General features: G+C 71.5%; 18 protein-coding genes and 1 pseudogene. 10 read left to right on the forward strand and 9 right to left on the reverse strand.

Features of this window, described 5'->3' with window-relative positions:
* Nucleotides 1-194: 194 nt before the first annotated feature.
* Complete coding sequence (locus ACFV4G_RS37510; protein WP_380447001.1) at nt 195-431, forward strand: hypothetical protein; 237 nt, start codon at nt 195-197, stop codon at nt 429-431.
* A gap of 140 nt (nt 432-571) precedes the next feature.
* On the opposite strand, the gene ACFV4G_RS37515 is transcribed toward ACFV4G_RS37510, so the two are convergent.
* Together ACFV4G_RS37515 and ACFV4G_RS37520 are read right to left on the reverse strand one after the other, a co-directional pair.
* Entirely contained in the window at nt 572-1,555 is a 984-nt protein-coding gene (locus ACFV4G_RS37515) for a CinY protein (RefSeq protein WP_380447004.1), read from the reverse strand.
* A 242-nt stretch (nt 1,556-1,797) separates the two neighbouring features.
* On the reverse strand, nt 1,798-2,145 hold the full coding sequence (locus ACFV4G_RS37520; protein WP_380447006.1) for a hypothetical protein: 348 nt from the start codon (nt 2,143-2,145) through the stop codon (nt 1,798-1,800).
* A gap of 770 nt (nt 2,146-2,915) precedes the next feature.
* Between ACFV4G_RS37520 and ACFV4G_RS37525 the strand changes: the two genes are divergently transcribed.
* Nucleotides 2,916-3,296: an RICIN domain-containing protein gene (locus ACFV4G_RS37525; protein ID WP_380447007.1), complete on the forward strand. Its 381-nt coding sequence runs from the start codon at nt 2,916-2,918 to the stop codon at nt 3,294-3,296.
* Between the two features lie 347 nt (nt 3,297-3,643).
* Here the strand turns inward: ACFV4G_RS37525 and ACFV4G_RS37530 are convergent, their stop codons facing one another.
* Together ACFV4G_RS37530 and ACFV4G_RS37535 are read right to left on the reverse strand one after the other, a co-directional pair.
* A complete protein-coding gene (locus ACFV4G_RS37530; protein ID WP_380447010.1) occupies nt 3,644-3,922 on the reverse strand; it encodes a hypothetical protein in 279 nt (92 codons plus the stop codon).
* Nucleotides 3,923-4,207: 285 nt separating this feature from the next.
* Nucleotides 4,208-4,897 carry a TetR/AcrR family transcriptional regulator gene (locus ACFV4G_RS37535; protein WP_380447012.1) on the reverse strand — a complete coding sequence of 230 codons (690 nt, stop codon included), beginning with the start codon at nt 4,895-4,897 and terminating at the stop codon, nt 4,208-4,210.
* Between the two features lie 152 nt (nt 4,898-5,049).
* On the opposite strand from ACFV4G_RS37535, the gene ACFV4G_RS37540 reads away from it, so the two are divergent.
* From ACFV4G_RS37540 to ACFV4G_RS37550, 3 genes are all read left to right on the forward strand, one after another.
* Nucleotides 5,050-5,976, forward strand: a complete 927-nt coding sequence (locus ACFV4G_RS37540; RefSeq protein WP_380447014.1) for an NADP-dependent oxidoreductase — start codon at nt 5,050-5,052, stop codon at nt 5,974-5,976.
* Between the two features lie 303 nt (nt 5,977-6,279).
* Entirely contained in the window at nt 6,280-7,638 is a 1,359-nt protein-coding gene (locus ACFV4G_RS37545) for a lipase family protein (protein ID WP_380447016.1), read from the forward strand.
* 1,214 nt (nt 7,639-8,852) lie between these two features.
* Entirely contained in the window at nt 8,853-10,013 is a 1,161-nt protein-coding gene (locus tag ACFV4G_RS37550) for a serine hydrolase domain-containing protein (protein WP_380447018.1), read from the forward strand.
* Nucleotides 10,014-10,061: 48 nt separating this feature from the next.
* On the opposite strand, the gene ACFV4G_RS37555 is transcribed toward ACFV4G_RS37550, so the two are convergent.
* On the reverse strand, nt 10,062-11,033 hold the full coding sequence (locus ACFV4G_RS37555; RefSeq protein ID WP_380447020.1) for a helix-turn-helix domain-containing protein: 972 nt from the start codon (nt 11,031-11,033) through the stop codon (nt 10,062-10,064).
* A gap of 277 nt (nt 11,034-11,310) precedes the next feature.
* Between ACFV4G_RS37555 and ACFV4G_RS37560 the strand changes: the two genes are divergently transcribed.
* Nucleotides 11,311-11,886, forward strand: a complete 576-nt coding sequence (locus tag ACFV4G_RS37560; RefSeq protein WP_380447022.1) for an RICIN domain-containing protein — start codon at nt 11,311-11,313, stop codon at nt 11,884-11,886.
* A gap of 292 nt (nt 11,887-12,178) precedes the next feature.
* On the opposite strand, the gene ACFV4G_RS37565 is transcribed toward ACFV4G_RS37560, so the two are convergent.
* Together ACFV4G_RS37565 and ACFV4G_RS37570 are read right to left on the reverse strand one after the other, a co-directional pair.
* On the reverse strand, nt 12,179-12,541 hold the full coding sequence (locus ACFV4G_RS37565) for a hypothetical protein (protein ID WP_380447025.1): 363 nt from the start codon (nt 12,539-12,541) through the stop codon (nt 12,179-12,181).
* A gap of 80 nt (nt 12,542-12,621) precedes the next feature.
* A pseudogene (locus tag ACFV4G_RS37570) lies at nt 12,622-12,735 on the reverse strand (LuxR C-terminal-related transcriptional regulator); the annotation flags it as partial.
* Between the two features lie 47 nt (nt 12,736-12,782).
* Between ACFV4G_RS37570 and ACFV4G_RS37575 the strand changes: the two are divergent.
* Entirely contained in the window at nt 12,783-13,055 is a 273-nt protein-coding gene (locus ACFV4G_RS37575; RefSeq protein WP_380447027.1) for a hypothetical protein, read from the forward strand.
* A gap of 339 nt (nt 13,056-13,394) precedes the next feature.
* Here the strand turns inward: ACFV4G_RS37575 and ACFV4G_RS37580 are convergent, their stop codons facing one another.
* Together ACFV4G_RS37580 and ACFV4G_RS37585 are read right to left on the reverse strand one after the other, a co-directional pair.
* Nucleotides 13,395-14,219 carry a MerR family transcriptional regulator gene (locus tag ACFV4G_RS37580; RefSeq protein ID WP_380447029.1) on the reverse strand — a complete coding sequence of 275 codons (825 nt, stop codon included), beginning with the start codon at nt 14,217-14,219 and terminating at the stop codon, nt 13,395-13,397.
* Nucleotides 14,220-14,288: 69 nt separating this feature from the next.
* Nucleotides 14,289-15,713, reverse strand: a complete 1,425-nt coding sequence (locus tag ACFV4G_RS37585) for a serine hydrolase domain-containing protein (protein ID WP_380447031.1) — start codon at nt 15,711-15,713, stop codon at nt 14,289-14,291.
* 486 nt (nt 15,714-16,199) lie between these two features.
* Here ACFV4G_RS37585 and ACFV4G_RS37590 point away from each other — a divergent pair, with 486 nt between their 5' ends.
* The 3 genes from ACFV4G_RS37590 to ACFV4G_RS37600 are packed head-to-tail and all read left to right on the forward strand — an operon-like array spanning nt 16,200 to nt 20,961.
* Nucleotides 16,200-17,291: a GNAT family N-acetyltransferase gene (locus ACFV4G_RS37590; RefSeq protein WP_380447033.1), complete on the forward strand. Its 1,092-nt coding sequence runs from the start codon at nt 16,200-16,202 to the stop codon at nt 17,289-17,291.
* A complete protein-coding gene (locus tag ACFV4G_RS37595; RefSeq protein ID WP_380447035.1) occupies nt 17,288-18,463 on the forward strand; it encodes an acyl-protein synthase in 1,176 nt (391 codons plus the stop codon). The genes ACFV4G_RS37590 and ACFV4G_RS37595 overlap by 4 nt, the downstream gene beginning before the upstream one ends.
* On the forward strand, nt 18,460-20,961 hold the full coding sequence (locus ACFV4G_RS37600; protein WP_380447037.1) for an acyl-CoA reductase: 2,502 nt from the start codon (nt 18,460-18,462) through the stop codon (nt 20,959-20,961). Before ACFV4G_RS37595 ends, ACFV4G_RS37600 begins: the two co-directional genes overlap by 4 nt.
* Nucleotides 20,962-21,013 lie beyond the last annotated feature (52 nt).

The following is a 21,013-nucleotide window of genomic DNA, read 5'->3' on the forward strand; positions in this document are numbered from 1 at the left end:
CGCCGCCCCGCGTCGCGCCAGCCGCGGGGCGCGGCGGCCCCCCCCCCGCGGGGGGGCCCCCCCCCGCCCCCCCCGCCCCCGGGGGCGCCCCCCCCCCCCCCCCCGGGGGGGGGGGGTGCCTCGACGGCGGTACCCGCTCCACCGGCAACCTCCAGCTGGCCGCCGGCCACCGACAGGTGCTGGCCGTCTCGCCCGTGCCCACCGCCGTCGGGCCGCATCCCAGCGCCCAGCAGCAGGCGGCGGAGCTGCGCGCCGCCGGCACGCACACCACCCTGATCACCCCGGACGCCGACGTCCGCCGCGCGATGGGACGCAACCTGACCGCCAACGCCCGGCGCCCGGCCGCCGCCCGGGCCGGCCACCGCCAGGGCGCGGCCCTCGCCGCCTCGGTCGCCCGCACCTGGCCGGCCGAGCACACAATCGGAGGGTGAGCGGCGGGTCCGGGCGGACGGACGGGCCCGCCACCCGTTGAGCAACGGCCTCGCGTTCAGGTGGCTGCCGCCCACGAGTACCAGCCCCACGCCCACTCAACTCCGTACTCGGCGAGCTCGGCGAGGCCTGCGGCTGCGGGTCAGGAGCAGGTCTTGTCCGGGTGGTCATGGGTGATGGCGCAGATCATCGCTTTGGCCCGGCCGTTGTTGGGGTACTTGCGCTGGAGCTCGTCCTCGAAGTTCTTCCACTGGCGTGCGATGTCCTTGACGGCGAGGTCGTAGGCGTGGTCGAAGTTGTGGTCGATGACCGAGCGCGGGGTGTCCTTGGTGTCCTTGTTCAGTACCCCGTCGTGGGTGACGCGCCCCGCGCAGTTGGAGGCCGTCCCGGTGTGGTCACGGTCCGGATAGCAGCCGGTCGCCAGGTCGTGCGGGATGTGGCCGGTGGCGTCCTTGATCCAGTCCGCCTTGCTCATGGAGCTGTAGCGGCTGATGGAGAAGAACGCGGGGAGGTCGGTCCTGCCCAGCCCCGGGGGGTTCTTGACGCCGATGGCTCCCGGGCCGGCGTGGTCGGCCCAGTTGCTGTGGGCGTAGAAGTCCTCGATCTGGTGCCAGCCGCGGCCCAGGTCCTCCAGCACCTCGCACTTCGCCCGTCCGGGCTGGTCGTTCCAGTCACAGGCCCGTGAGATGGAGGTCTGGGCGGCGACGACGTGCCCGTTCGCGTCGACCAGCCGGTCCGCGGCGGCGACGGCCCGCTTGAAGTTGTGGACGGAACTGTCGATGCAGTCGATGATCTCGGCGTCGGCCTGCCCGCGGGTGCGCGGGTAGCCGCCGTCGTACCGGGGGTCGAGGTAGTCGGCGTTGTCGCAGTGGAGCTTGCCGATGTCGAAGTACTGGCCGTGGTCGTTGGCGACGATCGCGCCCGAGCTCCCGTTCGCCATCGCCGTCAGCGAGTTCGGGTGCCAGCCCGCGGCGCCCAAGGCGGCCCGGGTGATCTTCTCGTGGTTCTCCCCGCTGAAGGCGTGCGCCGGTGCCGCGGCGCCGAGGACGACGGAACACGACAACGCGAGGCAAGCGGCGCCGGGTCCGCGCAGGCGCCGCCGGCGGGAAGCGGAGGTGGAATTCATGAGATCTCCAGGTGCGTGACGGACGTCTTCGGCGGGTATGCATCCGGGCACGGCGTCTCGTCAGTGCCCGCCCAGGTCCGTGGCGATATTCGCTGACGAACCATCAAGGTTCGCATCCGATACGTTAGTTGCCGGGATCGACTTCCGATAGACCGCCAGTGCCTCACGATTTCCGGCCGCGCGCTTGCGCCGTCCCTCTGCCACGAGGCTGTCGCCGTGCTGCACCGGGCCCGCCAGCCCTGTTAGCGCTGCCGGTGTCCCGGCCAGCGGCGAGCGAGGCCCTCCCGTAGACGGTTCACACCGGTCAGGATGGGCCCGAAGAACGGAATCGCCGCTGCCAGCAGGCACTGGGCGCTCGCCGCGACCGGCAGGTGCAGGAGAAACAGCCCGTAGGCGCACGCCAGCGGCAGGACGAACGACGTCCCTGCCACGGCACGGCCGGTCCGCTTCAGGCCGCGGGGGACCCCGCGGCCCGTGTTGTCCGCCGCCCACGCCTTGACCGCGATGGCGAAAAATGCGAGGACCACGGCGGTTACTTCCACGGTGGTCAGGACAACGGTCACGAGAACGTCGATTACCAACTGCGACATCCGGTCATCCTTGCGCGGATCGCCGGCCCCGTCTTGAGTACGGGTACTCAAGTCTGTGACTGCTGATGCGTTTTGCCTCCGGCTCCGGCAGTCGCGCTGGTCCGTGGTGCGCGCGATGGGCACGTGGGCCGGAAGGGAGGCTCACCAGCCGGTCACGGTGCCGTGTCGTCGGGAGCACCGGACCCACGGTCCGCGCAGCGATCGGCCGGTGGAAAGCTCGGTCAGGACCCGCACCCTCGGCTTTCAGAAGCCCGGCACGAGACCCGTGTACTCAGGGTCAGGGATGCGCACGGACAGCGGCGCACCGCCGAATGCCGGGACCGGCGGGGGCTCCGCGTTCCCGGTCCGTCGGACGCCGCCCAGGTCGTGGTCTGGCAGATGGACTCGGAGTAGTAGGACACCAGGCTCCTCCGCAGCGCGGTGCGTTGGCCTCCGTCGCCGACGATGGGCCGCCACGGTTTCGGCAGTACTTCCGGCAGTACTTCCGGTGGTTCGTCCGGCTCTTCTTCCTGGTGTCCGTGGCCGGCTCAATGATGTGCTCTGCATGCCCGGGTGATGAGGGGTCCACCGTCGGTTTCGATGTCCTCGAAGGCTTCGGGGTGCGGCAACTCCTCACAGGCTGCCGCTCTTCTCAGTACCGCTCGGTACCGCTATCACCGCACCGTTGTCCCGCGGCACCCGAACAACCACAGACACCACGTCCCCTGGGCGCCGGACTACCCGGCTCGGTGTCCCATGTCACCACGTCTTGCCATGAAATGGAGAAGATCATGCCTTCCGCCATCACGACCGGACTGCGTGCCCTGGCCGTCCTCTCGATCACGACCGCTGTCGTGTCCGCGATCCCGGGTGTCGCCACGGCGGCGCCTGCGGACTGGAACGGGACTCATCAGATCAAGACCTTCGCCGATGGCCACTGCCTCGATGTGTGGGGTGCGGGCGTCAATGACGGGGCCGGCATCGACCAGTGGACCTGCACGAGTGGAAACAACCAGCAGTTCACGATCGTGCCGCTCGACAACAACAAGGTTCAGATCAAGACGTTCGCCGGCAAGTGCCTGGACGTGTGGGGCGCCGACGTCAATGACGGGGCCGGCATCGACCAGTGGACCTGCACGGGTGGCACCAACCAGCAGTTCACGATCGTCTGAGCCGCTCCCGCGTCGCCAGGAGCGAGCGTGTGACTCCTGACGGGCCCACACTTCCGAGGCCGGGTACGGCGGGCCGTCCTGGGGAGTAGGCCGGGGTGAGGGGTGGGGGGCACCCGGTGTGCACCTATGCGCACCAGGAGCCCCTGGTGCCGGCTCGATGATCGGGCGCCTCCCGACCGCCACCCGTGAGCGCCAGAAGGCCGTCGCCCACAGCAGGGCGACGGCCTTCCTGAGCCGTCGCCGGCCCGGTCCGGGGTCCGCGCCCGCTCCCGCTGCACCGGGCGGCGGGGTCAGCCCCCGCCGCCCGGCCTGGCCCCTCGCGTACGGGGCGCAGCCGGTGGGCGGGGCTACTGGAACGGTCGGGCGAGGATGCCCAGCTGTTCCTCGGCGAGGGCGCCTATGGGGCCGGGGGTGCCGAGGTGGGCCACGATGGTGGTCTCGAACAGCTCCAGCATCGAGTGGGCCTCGTGGACGGTCTGGAGGGTGTAGCCGGCGTGCTTTTGTCGGTCGCCGCCCAGGGCGGGGATGCGGCCGGTGATGACCTCGTTGTGGATGGTCTCGGCGGTCTTGATGGTGTGGCGGTACTTGTCGCGCAGGAAGTCGACCATCGCCTGGGTGTCGTTCATCGTGTCATAGTGGCGCACTGGCCGCCGGAGCACACACTTTGGAGGCGAGGAGGGTTTCGTGGGCTGGCTCCCGTGTGCGGTGTCGGCACACCGTTCTGCGGGCCCGGCACCGACACCCCCGTGCCCGGTCCGGCCCGAGTGCTCCGCCCGCCCCTCCGAACCCGAGAATGAGGGCTGACCTCACCGCCCGGCCCTCCTCGTCTGGGACGGAACCGGTGACCGGGGAGGGGGCGACGGGAGTGTCCGGCGGGCCACCGGATCGCGGACGCGTCCTCGGCGATGCGGTCATCCCGTTCGACGCGGTGCCCGGTACGCCCTGTACAGGTCGTCGAGGCGCAGTGGCGCGGGTTCGGGCAGCGGTGCGTCGTCCGTCGGCCGGCAGGACTGGAAGAAGTAGGCGAGCAGGCGCCGGGACGCGGCCATGGAGGCCGCCGGGGAGTCCCGCAGGACGCCGTTGTTGGCCAGGAGCAGCAGCGTGACGTCGCTGCTGTCGAAGTCCTTGCGCAACTGTCCGGTGTCCTTCGCGCGCTGGACCAGCAGGGCGAGGGATTCCCCGGCGCGGGCACGTTCACGCCGGACGTCGGGCGCGTCGGGGAATTCGGCGAGGAACGCGGCGCTGAAGCCGCGGTCCTCGGCCTGCATCCGGCAGATCCGGGTGAGGGCGGTGCGAAGTCCGCGCCAGGGATCGTCGTCCGCAAGGGCCTCGTCGACGGCCGCGACGCACTGGCCGAGTTGTTCGGAGAACGCGGCCGTGATCAGCGAGTCGCGCGTCGGGAAGTGCCGGTAGAGGGTGGCGGCACCCACACCGGCCCGGCGGGCGATCGCGCTGGCGGGCACGTCGGGGCCGTCGAGGGCGTACGCGTCGCGAGCGGCCTGGAGGAGCCGGGCGCGGTTGTTCCGGGCGTCGGCCCGCTGCGCCGGGGCGGGGGTGCCGGCGGGGGAGGTGGACGGGTTCCGAGACAGTCCGTCAGGCATGTCTCCCACTTAAACACAAACGGAAGAGGTCGACCGTTTAGCGGGTTAGCGTGACGCGATGCCGCGGGTTCCCGCAGCCGGCCTCCTGCCGCGGAGGCCGGCGACCGCGGGTTCTCCCGTCGAATGCCGTGCCGTGTGTATGGAGGCTTTCCGTGTTCGCTGTGCAGTACCACCGCTACGGCGGTTCCGAGGTTCTTGCCGTCGACGAGGTCGAGGAGCCGCACGCCGGGCCCGGTCGAGTCCGGATCGCCGTGCGTGCCACCGGCGTCACCCCTGCCGACTGGTACCTGCGTTCAGGGATGCTGCGGGACTTCGTCTCCCTGGACCTGCCCCACATACCGGGCATGGATGCCGCGGGCATCGTCGACGAGGTGGGGGAGGGGGTGACCGGCAGCGCCGTGGGAGACGCGGTCTTCGGTCTCGTTCCCTTCGCGGACCGGGGCGGCGCCGCGGCCGAGTACGCCGTGCTGGAGGCGTGGGCGCCCAAGCCCCGGTCGTGGTCCTTCGGGGAAGCCGGCGGCGCCGCGGGCAACGTCGACACGGCCACGCGTGTACTGGAAGCCCTGGACGCCGTCGAGGGCATGACCTTGCTGATCGAGGGCGCCGCCGGCGGCGTCGGGACCATCACCGCACAACTCGCCCGGGCCCGCGGCCTCACCGTGATCGGCACCGCCGGCGAGGGCAATCACGGTTTCCTCGAGGGGCTCGGCGTCGTACCCGTCACCTACGGGCCTGGCCTGGCCGATCGCCTCGCCGCACTCGCTCCGCGCGGCGTCGACGTGGTCCTGGACGCGGCGGGCAAGGGCTCCCTCGCCGAACTGGTGGCCATCGCCGGCGACCCGAACCGCGTGGTGACCATCGCGGACTTCGACGCCGCCCGGCACGGAGTGCGGTTCTCCCGCTCCGAGGCAGGAGGGTCACCGGGCTGGGCAGGGCTGCCGTTGGCGGCGGACCTGGCCGATCAGGGCCGCCTCACCGTCCCCCTGCACGCCGCGTTCCCGCTGGAGGAGACCGCCGCGGCCCATGACGCCAGCGCCGCCGGCCACGCACGCGGAAAGATCGTCATCACCGTGCCCTGAGTGATCGCCCTCGAACTGCCCCGTTCACCAATGCTGTTGGGACCGGCGGCGGCAACGCCGCCGAGCGCACACCGCACGCCGACCCCCGCCTGCACAGTGGCCGGCACCGGCACCGGCCCCTCCCCGACACCGATGACCGGTCGCACACCAGGCCGGGAATTTTCCGCGGCCCGACCCGGAGACAGCGCGCCCGGCCGTCGTCATGATGTTCTCCGGGACGCCGGCTACGCGTTGGTAACAACGAAGCGTGGTCACACGCGTCCTCTGACAGGTCATCAGGAATCCCAGCCACCCGGGGGAATCATGCGCAAACGCACGTCCAGGCTGCTCGCAGCCGCCGTCACCGCCGCCCTGACCGCCACCGCCACGGCCGCCACCGCCGGCCCGGCGTCGGCGACGGCGCGCTCCACCGCCGCGCGTTCCACCGCCGCCGCGAGCGACCCCTTCTACTCCTACGACGACACCACCCCGCTGGCCTCGTTCGCGCCGGGTACCGTGCTCAAAACGCGGACCCTGCCGTACCACGTCCTGGGGCTGCCCACCCCGGTGACGGCGGTCCAGCTGCTCTACCGCACCACCGACGCCCAGGGGCGCCCGGCCGCCAACGTCACCACCGTGCTCCGCAGTCTGACCGGGGACAGCGGCAGAGCCGTCTCGTACCAGTCCTTCTACGACTCGCTCGACCCGGAGGACGGCCCCTCCCGGGCAGTCGCCGGGAACCTCAGCCTGGGCGGCGCGATCCCGAACGTCGAGGCGATGTACATCGTGCCGCTGCTCGCCCAGGGCTACAACGTGGTGCTCCCGGACACCGAGGGCCAGAACGCCGACTTCGGAGCCGGGCCGGAGTACGCCACCACCACCCTGGACTCGATCCGGGCCGCGAGCGCGTCCCCGGCGACCGGCCTGACCCCGGACACCCGCTTCGGGCTGATGGGGTACTCCGGCGGCGCCGTCGCCAGCGCCTGGGCGGCCGCGCTCGCACCCGGCTACGCGCCCGAGGTCAACGCCAGACTGGTCGGCTACGCCGAGGGCGGGCTGCTGGTGGACCCGGCGCACATCAACAGGTACATCGACGGCTCGCTGGTGTGGAGCGGGATCATCCCGATGGCGCTGGTCGGGGCCTCGCGCTCCTACGGCACCGACCCCACGCCCTACTTGAACGACTACGGCCTGTCGGTCCTGCGGCAGCTGGAGCACGGCTCACTCACCGACGCCGTGGGCCACTACCCCGGGCTGAGCTGGAAGGCGATGGCCAAGCCCCAGTACGCCGACCCGAACTCGGTGGAGCCCTACGTCATGGCCGTCAACCGGACCAACCTCGGTTCGGCCCCGACCCCGACCGTGCCCGGCTACCTCGCCCAGGGCAACGCGGGCATCCTCGAAGGCACCTTCGCCAACCCGGCCGGCATCGGCACGGGCGACGGCGTGATGGTCGCCGGGGACGTACGGGCACTCGCCCGCCAGTACTGCGCGACCGGCACCGCAGCGGTCGCCTACCAGCAGTACGACTTCCTCAGCCACTTCGGCGTCCCCGCCGTCTGGGCCCCGCAGGCCCTGGCCTGGCTGAACGACCGCTTCGCCGGCCGCCCGGCCCCCTCCGACTGCGGTCACATCCCGGCCGGCAACTCCCTCGCCCCGGAACAGCCCGTACCGGCCTCCTGACCTCCGGCCAGGCGCCGATAAGGCGCGCCGGGGCACCCCGGGAAGGCACGGGACCTGGTGATCACGGGGCAGCGACGCCCTGTGATCACCAGGCGGTGCAGGGGACCAGGCCCACGACGAGCCACGCCCTGCGGACCCGCGCCGCCGGGACCGGCAGGGCGACTCGCCCCGACCACGGCGTCCCCGGCCCGGGGGGACGGGGTGAGACCGCCGCAGGCGTGTCACCGTCCCGGAGCAGGCCCGTGCAGGGCAGCTACTGGCAACCGGTCAGAGGCGCCGACAGCGTCCGGCGGAAGGGGCACTCAGGTAGGGGCTACCCGGCTACGGCTCTCGTGGGGGCGACGACGCCTTCCAGACCGACGACGGTTCCGTCCCACTGCGCATCGACAGTTCAAGCGAATGCCCGGCCGGATGATCCCGGCCGGGCATTCGCTTGACGGAAGGGCTAGAAGGGCGACCCTCCGTGTCCGATGATCGACTTGAGCATGCCGGGCGATCCCACCCCGTATGCGCCGACGAGTGAGTAGCCGAGCGCGGCCTCACCAGGAGTGAGGGGGGCCTGGGATGTCCAGGAAGCCTCGATCGAGCCCAGGGATGTCCGCTCGAACACGGCCAGCTCAGCCCCGTTCCTGCTGAATCGGGTGAGGCATTCCGAGACGGGCTCGAATGCGTAGGAGGCGTCGCGAAACTCGACGCCGACGCGATACGACCTGCGGGTGGCGAACCCTGTTCCGGGGATGGCCCGGCCCGATCTTGCCGCGCCCGGCCCGGACGGCGGCGACCAGGGCGCCGCCCACCACCGGGCGGACCGGACGGCGAACGCCTCGCCCGGCCGCGGACAAGGGGCCCGGTTCGGCCGCCGAGGCGAAGCGCCACCGGTTCTTGGCGGCGCCGGTCCTGACTCCCCGGCACAGGCCACCGACCTGCACCGGGGAGTCTGGGTACCCCTGCTGACCTGCGGTGGGGAGTTTCACCGGGAAGGCGGTGAGTTTCGCTCCGGGGCGCCGGTGAGTTTGCCCGTCCGGCTCCTCCCCTGATCGGGGGAGCGCGGTTTCCCTCCCGCCCGGGAGGCGCGCATGGGGCGCCGTGTTCCAGGATCGGTCAGGGCCGGAGCGACCGGGCCGAGTGCGTCCGCCGCGACCTCTCCGGGCACTGACCGCGCCGGGAACCCGGCGAACACCCAAACCGCACGCACACTCCAGAGGTGACATTCCATGAACTCACGTACGCCGCTTCGGTTCCGCGCCCCGCGTCGCAGGACGACTCACGCCGCCGTCGCCGTGGCCGTCGGGGCCCTCGCCCTCGGCGCGCTCGCCCCGTCCGCCGTCGCTGCCCCGGGGGCCGCCGGGCCGGACGCCATCCAGCAGCGTCTGGACGCGATGGTGAGCCCCGATCACGTGCCCGGCGCTCTGGCCGCCGTCCGTGACCAGGCAGGCCACACCCGTACCTATGCCGCGGGCGCCGGGGACCTGGCCACCGGAGCGAAGGCGCCCCGGGACGGCGAGGTGCGGATCGGCAGCGTCACCAAGACGTTCACCGCGGTAGTCGTGCTGCAGCTCGTCGGCGAGGGCAAGGTCCGCCTCGACGACCCGGTCGAGACCTACCTGCCCGGCCTCCTGCGCGGACAAGGGATCGACGGGCGCCACATCACGGTGCGTCAACTCCTGCAGCACACCAGCGGACTTCCCGACTACGAGGACGACGTCACCGACGACATCCTCCAGCGCCGCTACCTCTCTCCCCGCGACACCCTGGACATCGCGCTGCGACACGACGCCGTCTTCGCCCCGGGAACGAATTGGGGGTACAGCAACACGAACTACCTGGTGGCCGGGATGATCGTGGAAAAGGTCACCGGCCGGCCCCTGGCCAAGGAGATCGACAAGCGCATCATCAAGAAGATCGGGCTGCGCCACACCTACCTCCCCGCCCCCGCCGAGACCACCCTTCGAGGACCTCACCCCCACGGCTACCACAAGGACGGCCCGGACGGACCGCTGCGCGATGTCACCGAGATCGACCCCTCCGCGGCCTGGGCGGCGGGCGCGATGGTCTCCACCAGCGCCGACCTCGCCCGGTTCTTCTCCGAGCTCATGAAGGAAGGCCGCCTCCTCGGCGGCCCCGAACTCGAGCAGATGCGCACCACCGTCCCCACGGGCGCGCCCGGCTACGACTACGGACTGGGGATCATGAGGACACAGCTGTCGTGCCACAAGACCGTCTGGTGGCACAACGGCAGCATCCCCGGCTACGGAACCTGGAGCGCCGCCACCGACGACGGACGCGCCGCCAGCGTCACGACGACCGTCGACCCGACCGGCATGGCGGACCTGCAGCCGGCCGAAAATGCCGTCGACGCGGCCCTGTGTGGCTGAACGCGCCTCCCCGGCGGCTGTTTCCTGCAGTACGGGCACGGCCTCGGATCACACCGCGGTGTGGTCCCGGTCGAGGGCCGCACGCGTACGGTACTCACCTGGAGGCATTCCGTAAGCCGCTTTGAACGCCCGGTTGAAAACCGCCGGGTCCGTGAATCCCCAGCGCGCTCCGATCATTCCGACAGGACGCGGCATGAGGCCGGGTGCCGTCAGGTCCGCGCGACAGCGCTCAAGTCGCCGTCCTCGGATAAAGGAGCCGACGGTGTGCTTCTCATCGTGGAACAGGTGGTGCAGATAGCGGACGGAGATGCCCTGGGCGTCGGCAACCACCTGCGGCGACAAACCCGGCTCCGACAGGTGCCTCTCGATGAATGCCCTCGCCTTGTAGAGCAGAGTGGTCTGCCGTGTCCGGGCCGGCAGCAGTCGTTCCCGGTTCGCCAGGCCCGAGAGGAATGCCAAGGCGAGATGAAGTGCGGCGGCACCGGTCTGCTCGGCCTCCCAGCCTTCCAGCCGTACCCCGGCCAGATCCCGCAGGAACCCCGCGAGCAGGGATCCGCTCCCGTACGTGGGAAGCCGGCGGGCCAGAAGGTTCCGCATGACCTGGTCCGGGACGGGCACTGCGGTCTTCGGCACGTGGAGGATGATGATGCGGCCGTCCTCGGCGACCCGTGTTTCGAACTGCCTGGACGTGTCGTACAGCACCAGACCGCCCGCCTGTAACTGCGCCACGTTGCGGTCCTGTTCGATCCCCATGACCCCGCCGACGACGTACCCGAGCTCCCACAGTTCCGGGTCCGAGCGCTGGATCAGCCGAGGAGTGCGCCGGCTCTGCAGCGTCTGGAATGACAGAGCCGACGCGTGAACGGATCCGAGCTCAAGCGCCACGGCCGTCGCCCGGAAGTCGTCCCGGTGCTCGGTTGTGATGTAGGTGGGTGCGAGGTCCCGCGTCACCAGGTCGACCCACCAGTCGAACCGGTCCGCCTTCGGCACGTCCGTCGACCGCAACACGACCCCGCCCACCACGGCCCCTCCCCCAAGGTTGTGCACATGGTGTCAAAGCCCTTGCACGGTGTGTCAATGACATGCCGACCGAATGGCGAGAACCTTCTCTTCGGCTGTTACAAGACGCGGCATCGAGCAGCCAAATCGCCGAAGGCCCGGACGCAACAGTCACCGGGGCACGGGACCGGCGGGCCGTCAAGGCCACGCCGGCTTCCACGGCGACCGCGTCCTGGAACAAGTCACGATCACCGGTCACGAGAAAGAACCCGGCTGCCCCCAGACAGAGGAGTACCCGATGAACACGGCAGCAACGAACAGCAAGAGCACCCGGACACGACAGCGGATCGCCGGCACCGGCGCTGCGGCGGTTCTGAAGAAGGTGAAGGTCCTGGCGGTCACGGCCGCCGCGGTGGCGGCGCTCGGCGTCGGCACCGGCGCCGCGCACGCCTCGACGGCGCGGCCGGCCGCCAACCGGTGCCAGAGCGTGCACACCTACCGGACCGGCGGCGAGTACATGGAAGTGCACGGCTGGGGCGGCAAGGGCGCGGTCGTGGACACCTGGGAATACGCCTCCCAGAACGGCCACATCCAGGACAACGAGCGCTGGTGCCTGGAGCCCGCCAGCGAAGGCGGCTGGTACCTGCACCCGTACTACAACCTGGGCCTGTGCCTGGACCTGCCCAGCACGGACGAGATGATTGTCTGGAGCTGCAACGGCCGGAGCAACCAGCGGTTCTCCTTCAGCAACGGCGCCCCGACCGGCGGTCAGATAACGCCGAAGTCCGACCCCGGCCTCAGGATCAACGGCGCTGCACACCTACAGCTGTGGGCACAGCAGTGGAACAGCACCGACATCACCTTCTGGCTGTAGGCCGTAACGCAAACAAGGCCCCGGGCCCGCGGTGGGGCGGGGCCCTCGCCTCCTGCCTCACCTGATCACCGGCCGCCATCACCATCGGCCGACGCCAGAAGCGCGACCACCAAAGCACTGGAGGGGGGGGGGGGGGGCCCCGGGGGGGGGGGCGGGCGGGGGGCGCGCACCCCGCCCCCGCCCCCCCCCCCCCCCCCCCCCCCCCCGCCCCCCCCCCCGCGGGGCGCCCCCCCCTCCAGTGCAGGGCAGGAACACCGCCTCGCCCGACCACCAGAGCCCCGGCCCGAACCGCCTACCAGCCAACCCCGAGGGCCTCCAACTGCCCGAGCTGCCCGGCGGTGAGCTTGTCCCGGCGGGCCTTCTGGCGTGCCAGGTTCACCGGGGGCAGAGTGAGCTTCAGAAATGCCGAATTCGCGGGCTGCGATGTGCGCTTCACCGATGCCAGGTTCACCGATGCCCGGCTGGACTTCACCGGTGCCCGGTTCGCCGACGGCAGGGTCGGTTCCTCGGCGCCGAACTCGCCGGCGGCACGGTGCGCTTCGACAACGCCGCGTTCACCGGCAGCACAGTGACCTTCTACGCGACCAAGTTCGTCGGCGGCGAGGTCGGCTTCGGCTATGCCGATTTTGTCCGGGGCACCGTGCTCTTCGACCACGCCGAGTTCCAGACATTCCGCGGTCGGCTCTCGATCCGGGATGCGGCGCCGGCCGGTCGGACCCTGTCGCGGCCGGCCGGTCAGACCCGGTGGCGTGGGGTGAGCAGACCGCTCTCGTACCCGACGATCACCAGCTGGACCCGGTCCCGGGCGCCGAGTTTGTCCAGCAGATGGCTCAGGTGGGTCTTCACGGTCGCCGCGGCTGCGCGCCGTCCTCGGGGCCTGCCTCTACCTGACCCTCATGTGCCTGTTCTCACTGGGCATCGCGACGATGCTGCGCAGCACGGCGCTCTCACTCTCGCTGCTGTTCGCCCTCGTCTTCGTGCTCTCGCCGGTGGCCAACACCATCCCGGCGCTGCGCACCCTCGCCCGCTACCTGCCCGACCACGCCGGTGCCGAGGTCATGAAGGCCGATCCGGCCCTCAGCCCGGGAACGGGTCTGCTGGTCCTCACGGCCTGGACGACGGCGGCCCTGCTGGCCGGCTACCTCACGCTGCGCAGCCGTGACGGCTGAAGACGGTGCTCAGAGCCCCGGCAGCCTGCCGCCGGGCAACGACACCAGTACCCTCGGCGCAGCCGCCCACCACCCGAGCGGCAGCCGCCCACCACCCGACCGGCACCCGACCGGCCCCGGCTGCTCCGGCGGCCGGAGGCGGACGTGGCGGACCCTGGCCGAGCCGGCGAACGCGGCGGGGGGGGGGGGGGGGGGGGCGGGGCGGGGGGGGGGGCGGGGGGCGCGGGCGGCGGGGGGGGGGGGGGGCGGGGGGCGGCCGGGGGAGCGCCGCCGGGCGGGGGGGCCGGGGCGGGCGCCCCCCCCCCCGCGGGGGGGGCCCCCCCCGCGCTGCGGGCCCGGTCAGCCCGCAGCGGCGAAGGCGGCCTTCAGGTGCGGGATGTAGTCGGCGACGGCCGGGGCGAAGCAGGTGTAGCTGTGGGTGCCGGCACAGGTGGGCGACAGGCTTGCGCCGTTGCCGTAGTCGACGTACCGGCTCGGGATGCCGAGCCGGTCGAGGCGGCTCTTGACGTTGTTCGCGGCGATCTCGGTGAAGTGCTCGATGGTGTCGTTGTTGCCGGTGTAGAGGGTGACGTCGGTGTTGGCGAGCCTGGCCAGGTTGGCGGGGTCGGCGGGGTTGACCTCGTTCCAGATGTGGTCGGCGTTGAAGACCGGGTACGGCGAGCCGAAGATCGCGTCGTCGGTGATCAGCTCCTGCTTCTGCGCGAACCACCGGTCGGCGTCCTCGGGTGAGGCGGCGTGCAGGAGGATCCAGCCGTCACGTTCCAGGCGCACCTGGCGCTCGCTGACGCCGAGCTCGCGCAAGTGGTCGAGGTAGTCGGCGACATCCGGGGAGACGAACAGCCGATCGCCGCTGCGCAGCCGGGCGAGGTTCGCACGGGCTTGCCGCAGGTGCGCGATGCGGTCCCGGAGGTCTTGGTCGATCTCGGCGATGGCCGTGGCGAGCGTGTCGGGGTCCCCGTCCAGGAGGTCCTTGACGCGGGCCAGCGGTACGCCCGCGCCTGCCAGCGTCCTGATCTTGACCAGGGTGAGGGCTTGCTGGGCGTCGTAGCGCCGGTAGCCGGACGAGTCGCGGTCGGGCTCGGCGAGCAGGCCGCGCTCGTGGTAGTGGCGGACGGCCTTGGCGGTCACCCCGGCGTAGTCGGCGAGTTGGCCTATCGTCAGCATGCTGGAGATCCTCTCACCCGGGGGCCGTCCCGAGGGCCGTCCCCGGGCCCGTCCGGCGGACCGGGCAGGTCAGACCCGCACGGTCAGTCGGCCGCCGCCGTTGCGGAAGCGCGCCCGGCCGTCGCTGACGTCGTGGTAGGACACCAGCAGCAGGCGCAGGTACCCGTCGAAGGCCTCCAGCGGGAATCCGGCCGGCGCGAACAGGCCGGGCCTGATCGGCACGAGGCGCTGCGGCGGGGCACAGACCCTCCCGCCGGCGAACTGCGTGAAGATCCGCTCCTGCGAGGCGTCCGCCGGCTCGTACGTCACCCGCTCCTCGAGCCGGCCGTCGACGACGCTGACGTCGATGCGGAGTTGGTTGGAGCGGTACGTGCCCACGTACGGAGTGAGGTCGACGTCCTCCTCCAACTCGGTGATCAGCACGGGGACCTGAACACCGAGGTGCTCGCTGAGCAGCCATCGCAGGATCTGGTCCTGCAGCACGATCGCCCCCGGGGTGTTGCCGAACGCGGTGAACACCAGGTCGTGCTCGGGAAGGACGCACAGGATGGACACCCCGCCCGGCGAGGCACCCGACATGGCCAGGACGGTCGTGTCGCCGAACGGATACCGCACCCAGCCCAGGCCGATCGGCGGGGTGTTCGGGGTGCCCATGTCGAACGCCACCTGCTGCATCAGCGCGGTCGACTCGGCCGACAGGACGCGCGCGCCGGACGGGGACACACCGCCCGCGAGGTGGGTGCGCCCGAAGGCGAGCAGGTCGGCGATCGTGCCGATCGGCGTGCCGCCGGCCGGCCCCCAGGTATCGGGCAGCATGAACATGCTGGTGGGCCTGGCCGCCATGGTCTGCGGATCCGGGAAATGGCCGACCGCCGTGCTGCGCAGGATGGCCTCCTCGGCCGAGGCGCTGGAGTCGGTCATGCCGACCGGCGTGTAGAGCTCACGCTTGAGCAGCTCGGGGAAGGGCAGCCCGGTCACCGCCTCCAGCAGGCGGCCCGCCACGATCATGCCGCCGTTGGAGTAGCTGAGCCGCTCTCCGGGCTCGAACAGGGCACCGCAACTGCCTGCGAGGCCCTCGACGTAGGCCTTCAGGGCGTCACGGCCCTTGGCATCGGGGAAGAACAGGTCCGCGTCGATGCCGTTGGTGTGCGAGACCAGGTGCCGGACCAGGATCTTGTCCGCCGCACCCGGCGTGGTCAGGGCCAGTTCGGGCAGGTACCCCACCACCGGCGCGCCGAGGTCCAGCACCCCGCGCTCGACCTGCTGGAGGACCAGCGTGGTGGTCAGGACCTTGGTGACGGAGCCGAAGAGGAAGCCGGTGTCCTCGCGCATCGGTGCGCCGGTGGCCACGTTCGCGCAACCGTGGGCGACGACGACCTGCTCGCCCGCGTGGTAGACGCCGGCGACGAACCCGGGGACGTTGTCGGACTCGCAGTAGGCGGCGGCCTGCTCGCGGATCCGGGCTTCGAGGGTGCTGAACGAGTTGTTGGTCATGCGGACCATCGTCGAACCCTGCCCCTGGGGCAAGGTCAAGCCCGGAACGCGGAAAGCCTGCGCCTGGCCCGGCCACACCCATCCGTGCCGCCTGGTACGACCCGGCGCTCTTCGACGACCGGCGCGACGCCTGGTCCGGCAAGGTCCCGGGCAAGGCCGGGTCGACGCTGCGGGAGCCCTGACGATCAGTCGGCGAATGGTCCGACAACGTTCAGCGGAAGTTCATCGGTTCAATTTCGTACACATTTCGCGTGCCTGTGATTCTCGTCGCATCCACGTCTTCTGACGGTCTTTTAGCACGGTTGCGGTCCGGTGCACCGATGCGTGAGCGTTACTGTGGTGGAGCGGCAACGTGGCTGCTCGGACCGGGCACGCCTACTTGCGACCTAAGTTTCTTTCGTGGTGCGCACGCGATGAACCGTGTTCGCGCCGCCTTTTGGGAGAGGCGACTTGGCCCTCGAATTCATTCCGGCCCGTCTTGATGACGTGGACGCTCTGTTGACGCTCTACCGCCAGGTGTACGGGCGGAGCTACGCCCTGCCGCTCGGCACCGACCCCGAGGTGATGGCCCGTGAGATCACGGCCCCGGACACCACCTGGCTGGTGGCCCGGGAGCCCGGCGGCGACCGGTTGCTCGGGTCCATCCTCGGCACGGTCGACCCGGCCGCGCGGATCGGCAAGCTGCAGGGCCTGGTGATCCATCCCGACGCCCGGGGGCTCGGCGGGGCCAATCTCGCCGTACAGCAGCTCGCCGACCAGCTGCTGACGGGCGACCACCCGGTCGACTCCGTGTACGCGACCGCCCGGACCGACACCACCGCCCCGCAGCGCATCTGCCTGAAGTCCGGCTTCCGCGCGCTCGGCGTCCTGCCGAACCTGCGCAAGGCCGCCTGGCACGAGACCATGGTGCTGCTGGCCAAGCACCGCGCGGGCGTACTGGAGCAGCGGCTTCCGGTGTACAAGGTCCCGTCCGCGCTCGACGGGCTGGTACGGGCACTGGCGGACCTGCCGGGGCCCGCGCAGCGACCGGAGCGCGTGGACGAGCCGCTGCCCAGGCCGAGGAAGGGCGGGCGCGCCGTCCGGGAGCTGGAGTTCATCGACGCGCCGGCCTTCGTGAGCCGCCGGTTCGGCGGGCTGGGGGAGTGCTTCTACCCGTTCCACGAGCCGAACGTCATGCTCTCCGCCGCCGACGGCGCCTACGAGGTGTACGCGCACCTCAGCCCCGCCGACGGGTACTGCACGCTGATCGGCATCGAGCTCGCGGAGATCGGCGAGGAGCTGGACACCATCACCGACCGGCTGGCCGCGCACGGCGCCCGGTACATCGAGGCCCTGGTGCCGCTGGACAGTTACCACTCGCTGCGCCGGCTGCTCGGGCACGGCTTCCTGCCGGTGGCGGCCTACCCCGCGATGCGCCGGGAGGCCGAGGGCTTCCGCGACTACGTGGTGCTGGCCCGGATCCTGCAGCCGCTGGACTTCCGGGGCCTGGCCATCGACGCCGCGTTCCAGCCGTTCACCGAGCAGTACATCGAGCTGTGGAAGCAGCAGCACCTCGACACCCACGGGATATTCCAATGAACAAGTACCTCCAACCGGTCTCGGCACCGGACCCCGAAGCACTCGCCCACGTACAGCAGCTGGCAGACCTGGCCGAGCCGTACCGCGCCGGGGACGACGTGGACGCCCTGTTCACGGCGGCGATGAACGAGATCAACGCCTGGCACGCCGAGCGTTCGCCCTACTTCGGCAAGCTGTGGGCGGCCGAGGGGCACACCCTGGAGTCCATCGAGGAGCTCCACCGGCTGCCGTTCGTGCACGCCAACTTCTTCAAGCTGCACGAGGTGCTGTCGCTGCCGCGCGAGGAGACGCTGCTGACCCTGACCTCGTCCGGCACGACCGGCCAGAAGTCGCAGATGGCCTTCGACGACTTCACCCTGCGGGGCGGCCAGCGGATGGTCGCCCGGGTCTTCGACCACTACGGCTGGATCAAGTCCGAAGGCGACGAGCCGGTCAACTACCTGCTCTCCAACTACCAGCCCCGGCCGGGCCTGAACCTCGGCACCTCGTTCACCGACGAGTACCTGTGCCACTTCGCTCCCGTCCGCTCGGTCGAGTACGCGCTCAAGCACACCGGCAGCGGCCACGAGTTCGACCCGTTCGGCTGCGTCCGCGCGCTGATCCGCTTCGCCGAGGAGGGCGCGCCGGTCCGGATCCTCGGCTTCCCCGCCTTCCTCTCCTTCACGCTGGACCGGATGCGCGAACTCGGGCTGCCGCCCCTCCGGTTGAACCCGGAGTCGCTGGTCGTCTTCGGCGGCGGCTGGAAGGGCAACGCGGACAAGCAGGTCGCCAAGCCGGAGCTGTACCGGCGCATCCACGAGCAGCTCGGCATCCCGGACGAGCGGATCCGCGACGGCTACGGCGCCGTGGAGCACTCCGTCCTGCACATGGAGTGCCCCAACCACCGTCTGCACGTCCCGGTCTGGGCCCGCCAGCTGGTCCGCGACGTGCGCACGCTCCAGCCGCTGCCGTACGGCCGGAGCGGCTACCCCCAGTTCATCTCGCCGTACATCACCTCGGTGCCGGCCCAGTCCGTGCTGATGGGCGACCTGGTCACCCAGCACGCGCCGGAGGAGTGCGGCTGCGGCCTGCCCACGCCCTGGTTCGAGGTGCACGGGCGGGCCGGGATCAGCCGCAACCGCAGCTGCGCCGTCGCCGCCGCCGAACTGCTCAAGACCGAGGGGAAGAAGTGACTCAGCACTACTGGCAGGGCGCGTGGGTGGACGACGCGGAGGCGGCGGCCCGCCTGGAGCGCCTCGACGAGTACGCCGCCGGCGCGCTGGCCGAGCGGCTCAGCCCGATCACCGTGCTCGCCGCCTGCGACCGCCTGGCCGGCGCGCTGGCCGACCCGGCGAGCGAGCACTCCGTCCGGCTGGCGGGTCTGCTGCGCGAGGCGGGCGTGCCCGAGGACGAGACCTCGCGGACGATGCGCGACCTGACCGAGGCGCTGTCCCGGGAGGAGCTGGAGGTCAAGCTGACCCGCGAGCTCGGCGGCATCGACCCCGGGCGGCTGGCGCGCTTCGACTTCCGCCGGGAGGTCTTCGAGGGCTGGCTGCCGGTCGGCCTGCTGGTGCACATCGCGCCGGGCAACGCACCCGCCGCCGGGGCGCTCACCGTGGTCGAGGGCCTGCTCGCGGGCAACCTCAACGTCGTCAAGACCAGCGGCGAGGGGCGGTTCACCCATGAACTGCTCGCCGCCCTGGCGCAGTTCGACGCCACCGGAGCGATCGCCCGGCAGGTCGTGGTGCTCGGCTTCCCGTCCTCGCGCACCGACTGGCTCGAGCGACTGTGCGCGGCCGCCGACGCCGTCGCCGCCTGGGGCGGCGAGGAGGCCATCGCCTCGATCGCCGCGCTGATACCCGCCGGCTGCCGACTGGTCGACTGGGGACCGAAGCTCTCCTTCGCGTACCTGACGGCCGATGCCTGGTCCGCCCCCGAGACGCTGGACGGCATCGCCGACGACATCTGCCGCCTCGAACAGCAGGCCTGCGCCAGCCCGCAGGTGGTGTACCTGGACACCGAGGACCAGGACGAACTCTTCGCCTTCGCCGAGCGGTTCGCCGCCGTGCTCGCCGCCCGCGCACCCGCACCGCACGACCGCGAGCCGCTGGAGAGCGCCGAGATCACCAACACCGTCCTGGTGGCCCGGCTGGAGGAGCACCTCGGGCTCACCAAGGTGCATGCCGCTCCCGACGCGAGCTGGCACGTGCTCGCCGACACCCGCAGCGCGCTGCGTGCCTCGCCGCTGCACCGCACGGTCTGGGTCAAGCCGCTGCCGCGCAAGCGGATCGCCGAGGTGCTGCGCCCGATGCGCCGCTACCTGCAGACCGCCGGGATCGGCGCGAGCCGCACCGACACCGCGGAGCTGGCCGGCGCCGTGCTGGCGGCGGGCGTGCAGCGGGTGACGGTGCCGGGCGGAATGCTCGGCAGCTACGACGGCGAGCCGCACGACGGCGTGTACGCGCTGCAGCGCTACAGCCGCCGGGTGGACGTCCAGCTGGACGGGCGGTTCACCGGCGACGCCTGCCTGGACGACCTGGTCGGTGCGCGTGAACTCGCGCCCCCGGCGGTCGCGGTGACCGGCAAGACGGAGTTCGAGAAGCTGCAGACCGACCTCAGCCGTGCGGAGGTCTTCTTCCGCAGCGGCGGCAGCTCCGGCGCGCCCAAGCTCTCCGCGTTCAGCTGGGACGACTACCACGAGCACATGCGGTCCGGCGCGGAGGGCCTGCTGGCGGCCGGGTTCGACCCACGGACCGACCGGGCGATGAACCTCTTCTTCGGCGGGCAGCTGTACGGCGGGTTCTCCAGCTTCTTCTCGGTGCTGGAGACGCTCGGGGCGGTCCAGTTCCCGATGATGGCGCAGGACGACCACGCGGCGGTCGCCCGGTCGGTGGTCGAGCACGGGGTCAACACCCTGTTCGGCATGCCGAACTACCTGCTGCGGGTCTTCACCGAGGGCGCGGACCTGCTGCGCGAGTACCGAGGGGTTCGCAAGCTGTTCTACGGCGGCGAGCACTTCCCGGCACGCCAGCGGGAGTGGCTGCGCGAGGAGTTCGGGGTCGAGCTGGTCCGTGCCGGCGCGTACGGCAGCGTCGACGCGGGCCCGCTCGGCTACCAGTGCCCCAAGGCGCCGGACCGGGTGTACCACCTGTTCAGCGGACTGCACACGCTGGAGATCCTCGACCGCGAGGCGGACCGGCCGGTGCCGGCGGGTGAGGCCGGGCGGCTGGTGTTCACCGCGCACACCCGGCGCGGGCAGCGGCTGGAGCGGTACGAGATCGGTGACCTCGGGCGCCGGCTGACCGAGGACTGCCCGTGCGGTCGGCGCACCCCGCGTTTCGAGCTGCTGGGGCGCTTCGGCGACATCTTCCGCAGCGGCAGCCACTTCCTCAACTACCGGCGGTTCGTCCAGGTCGCGGAGGAACGGCTGGAGCACCACGGTGCGCTGCAGATCCTGCTGGACGAGGACGACGCCGCCAACGAGACGCTGACCGTCCGGCTGGAGGGCCGGCCGCAGGACGGGCCGGACATCCGGGAATTCCTGGACGGGTACCCGGATCTCGCGGCGGCGGTGGAGCGGGACCGGCTGGTGGAGCTGCGCGTGGAGCGCGTACCGGCCGCGGACTTCGCGCAGACGGCGGCGAGCGGGAAGCTGCTGGCCGTCGTGGACCGGCGGTCCAGGAACCGCTGACGTTCCGAAAGACGCGGAGGGACCGCGCGACCGGCCATGTGGCATCCCAAGC

The sequence above is a fragment of the Kitasatospora sp. NPDC059747 genome (genome assembly GCF_042732955.1).
Taxonomy (GTDB): Bacteria; Actinomycetota; Actinomycetes; order Streptomycetales; family Streptomycetaceae; genus Kitasatospora.

Bases quoted from the DNA above. Each gene is read 5' to 3' on its own strand.
- ACFV4G_RS37530 (WP_380447010.1), bottom strand. From the start codon at position 3,922: ATGAACGACACCCAGGCGATGGTCGACTTCCTGCGCGACAAGTACCGC.
- ACFV4G_RS37585 (WP_380447031.1), bottom strand. From the start codon at position 15,713: ATGACCAACAACTCGTTCAGCACCCTCGAAGCCCGGATCCGCGAGCAG.
- ACFV4G_RS37515 (WP_380447004.1), bottom strand. From the start codon at position 1,555: ATGAATTCCACCTCCGCTTCCCGCCGGCGGCGCCTGCGCGGACCCGGC.
- ACFV4G_RS37560 (WP_380447022.1), top strand. From the start codon at position 11,311: ATGAACACGGCAGCAACGAACAGCAAGAGCACCCGGACACGACAGCGG.
- ACFV4G_RS37535 (WP_380447012.1), bottom strand. From the start codon at position 4,897: ATGCCTGACGGACTGTCTCGGAACCCGTCCACCTCCCCCGCCGGCACC.
- ACFV4G_RS37525 (WP_380447007.1), top strand. From the start codon at position 2,916: ATGCCTTCCGCCATCACGACCGGACTGCGTGCCCTGGCCGTCCTCTCG.
- ACFV4G_RS37520 (WP_380447006.1), bottom strand. From the start codon at position 2,145: ATGTCGCAGTTGGTAATCGACGTTCTCGTGACCGTTGTCCTGACCACC.
- ACFV4G_RS37595 (WP_380447035.1), top strand. From the start codon at position 17,288: ATGAACAAGTACCTCCAACCGGTCTCGGCACCGGACCCCGAAGCACTC.
- ACFV4G_RS37550 (WP_380447018.1), top strand. From the start codon at position 8,853: ATGAACTCACGTACGCCGCTTCGGTTCCGCGCCCCGCGTCGCAGGACG.
- ACFV4G_RS37575 (WP_380447027.1), top strand. From the start codon at position 12,783: ATGTGCCTGTTCTCACTGGGCATCGCGACGATGCTGCGCAGCACGGCG.
- ACFV4G_RS37580 (WP_380447029.1), bottom strand. From the start codon at position 14,219: ATGCTGACGATAGGCCAACTCGCCGACTACGCCGGGGTGACCGCCAAG.
- ACFV4G_RS37545 (WP_380447016.1), top strand. From the start codon at position 6,280: ATGCGCAAACGCACGTCCAGGCTGCTCGCAGCCGCCGTCACCGCCGCC.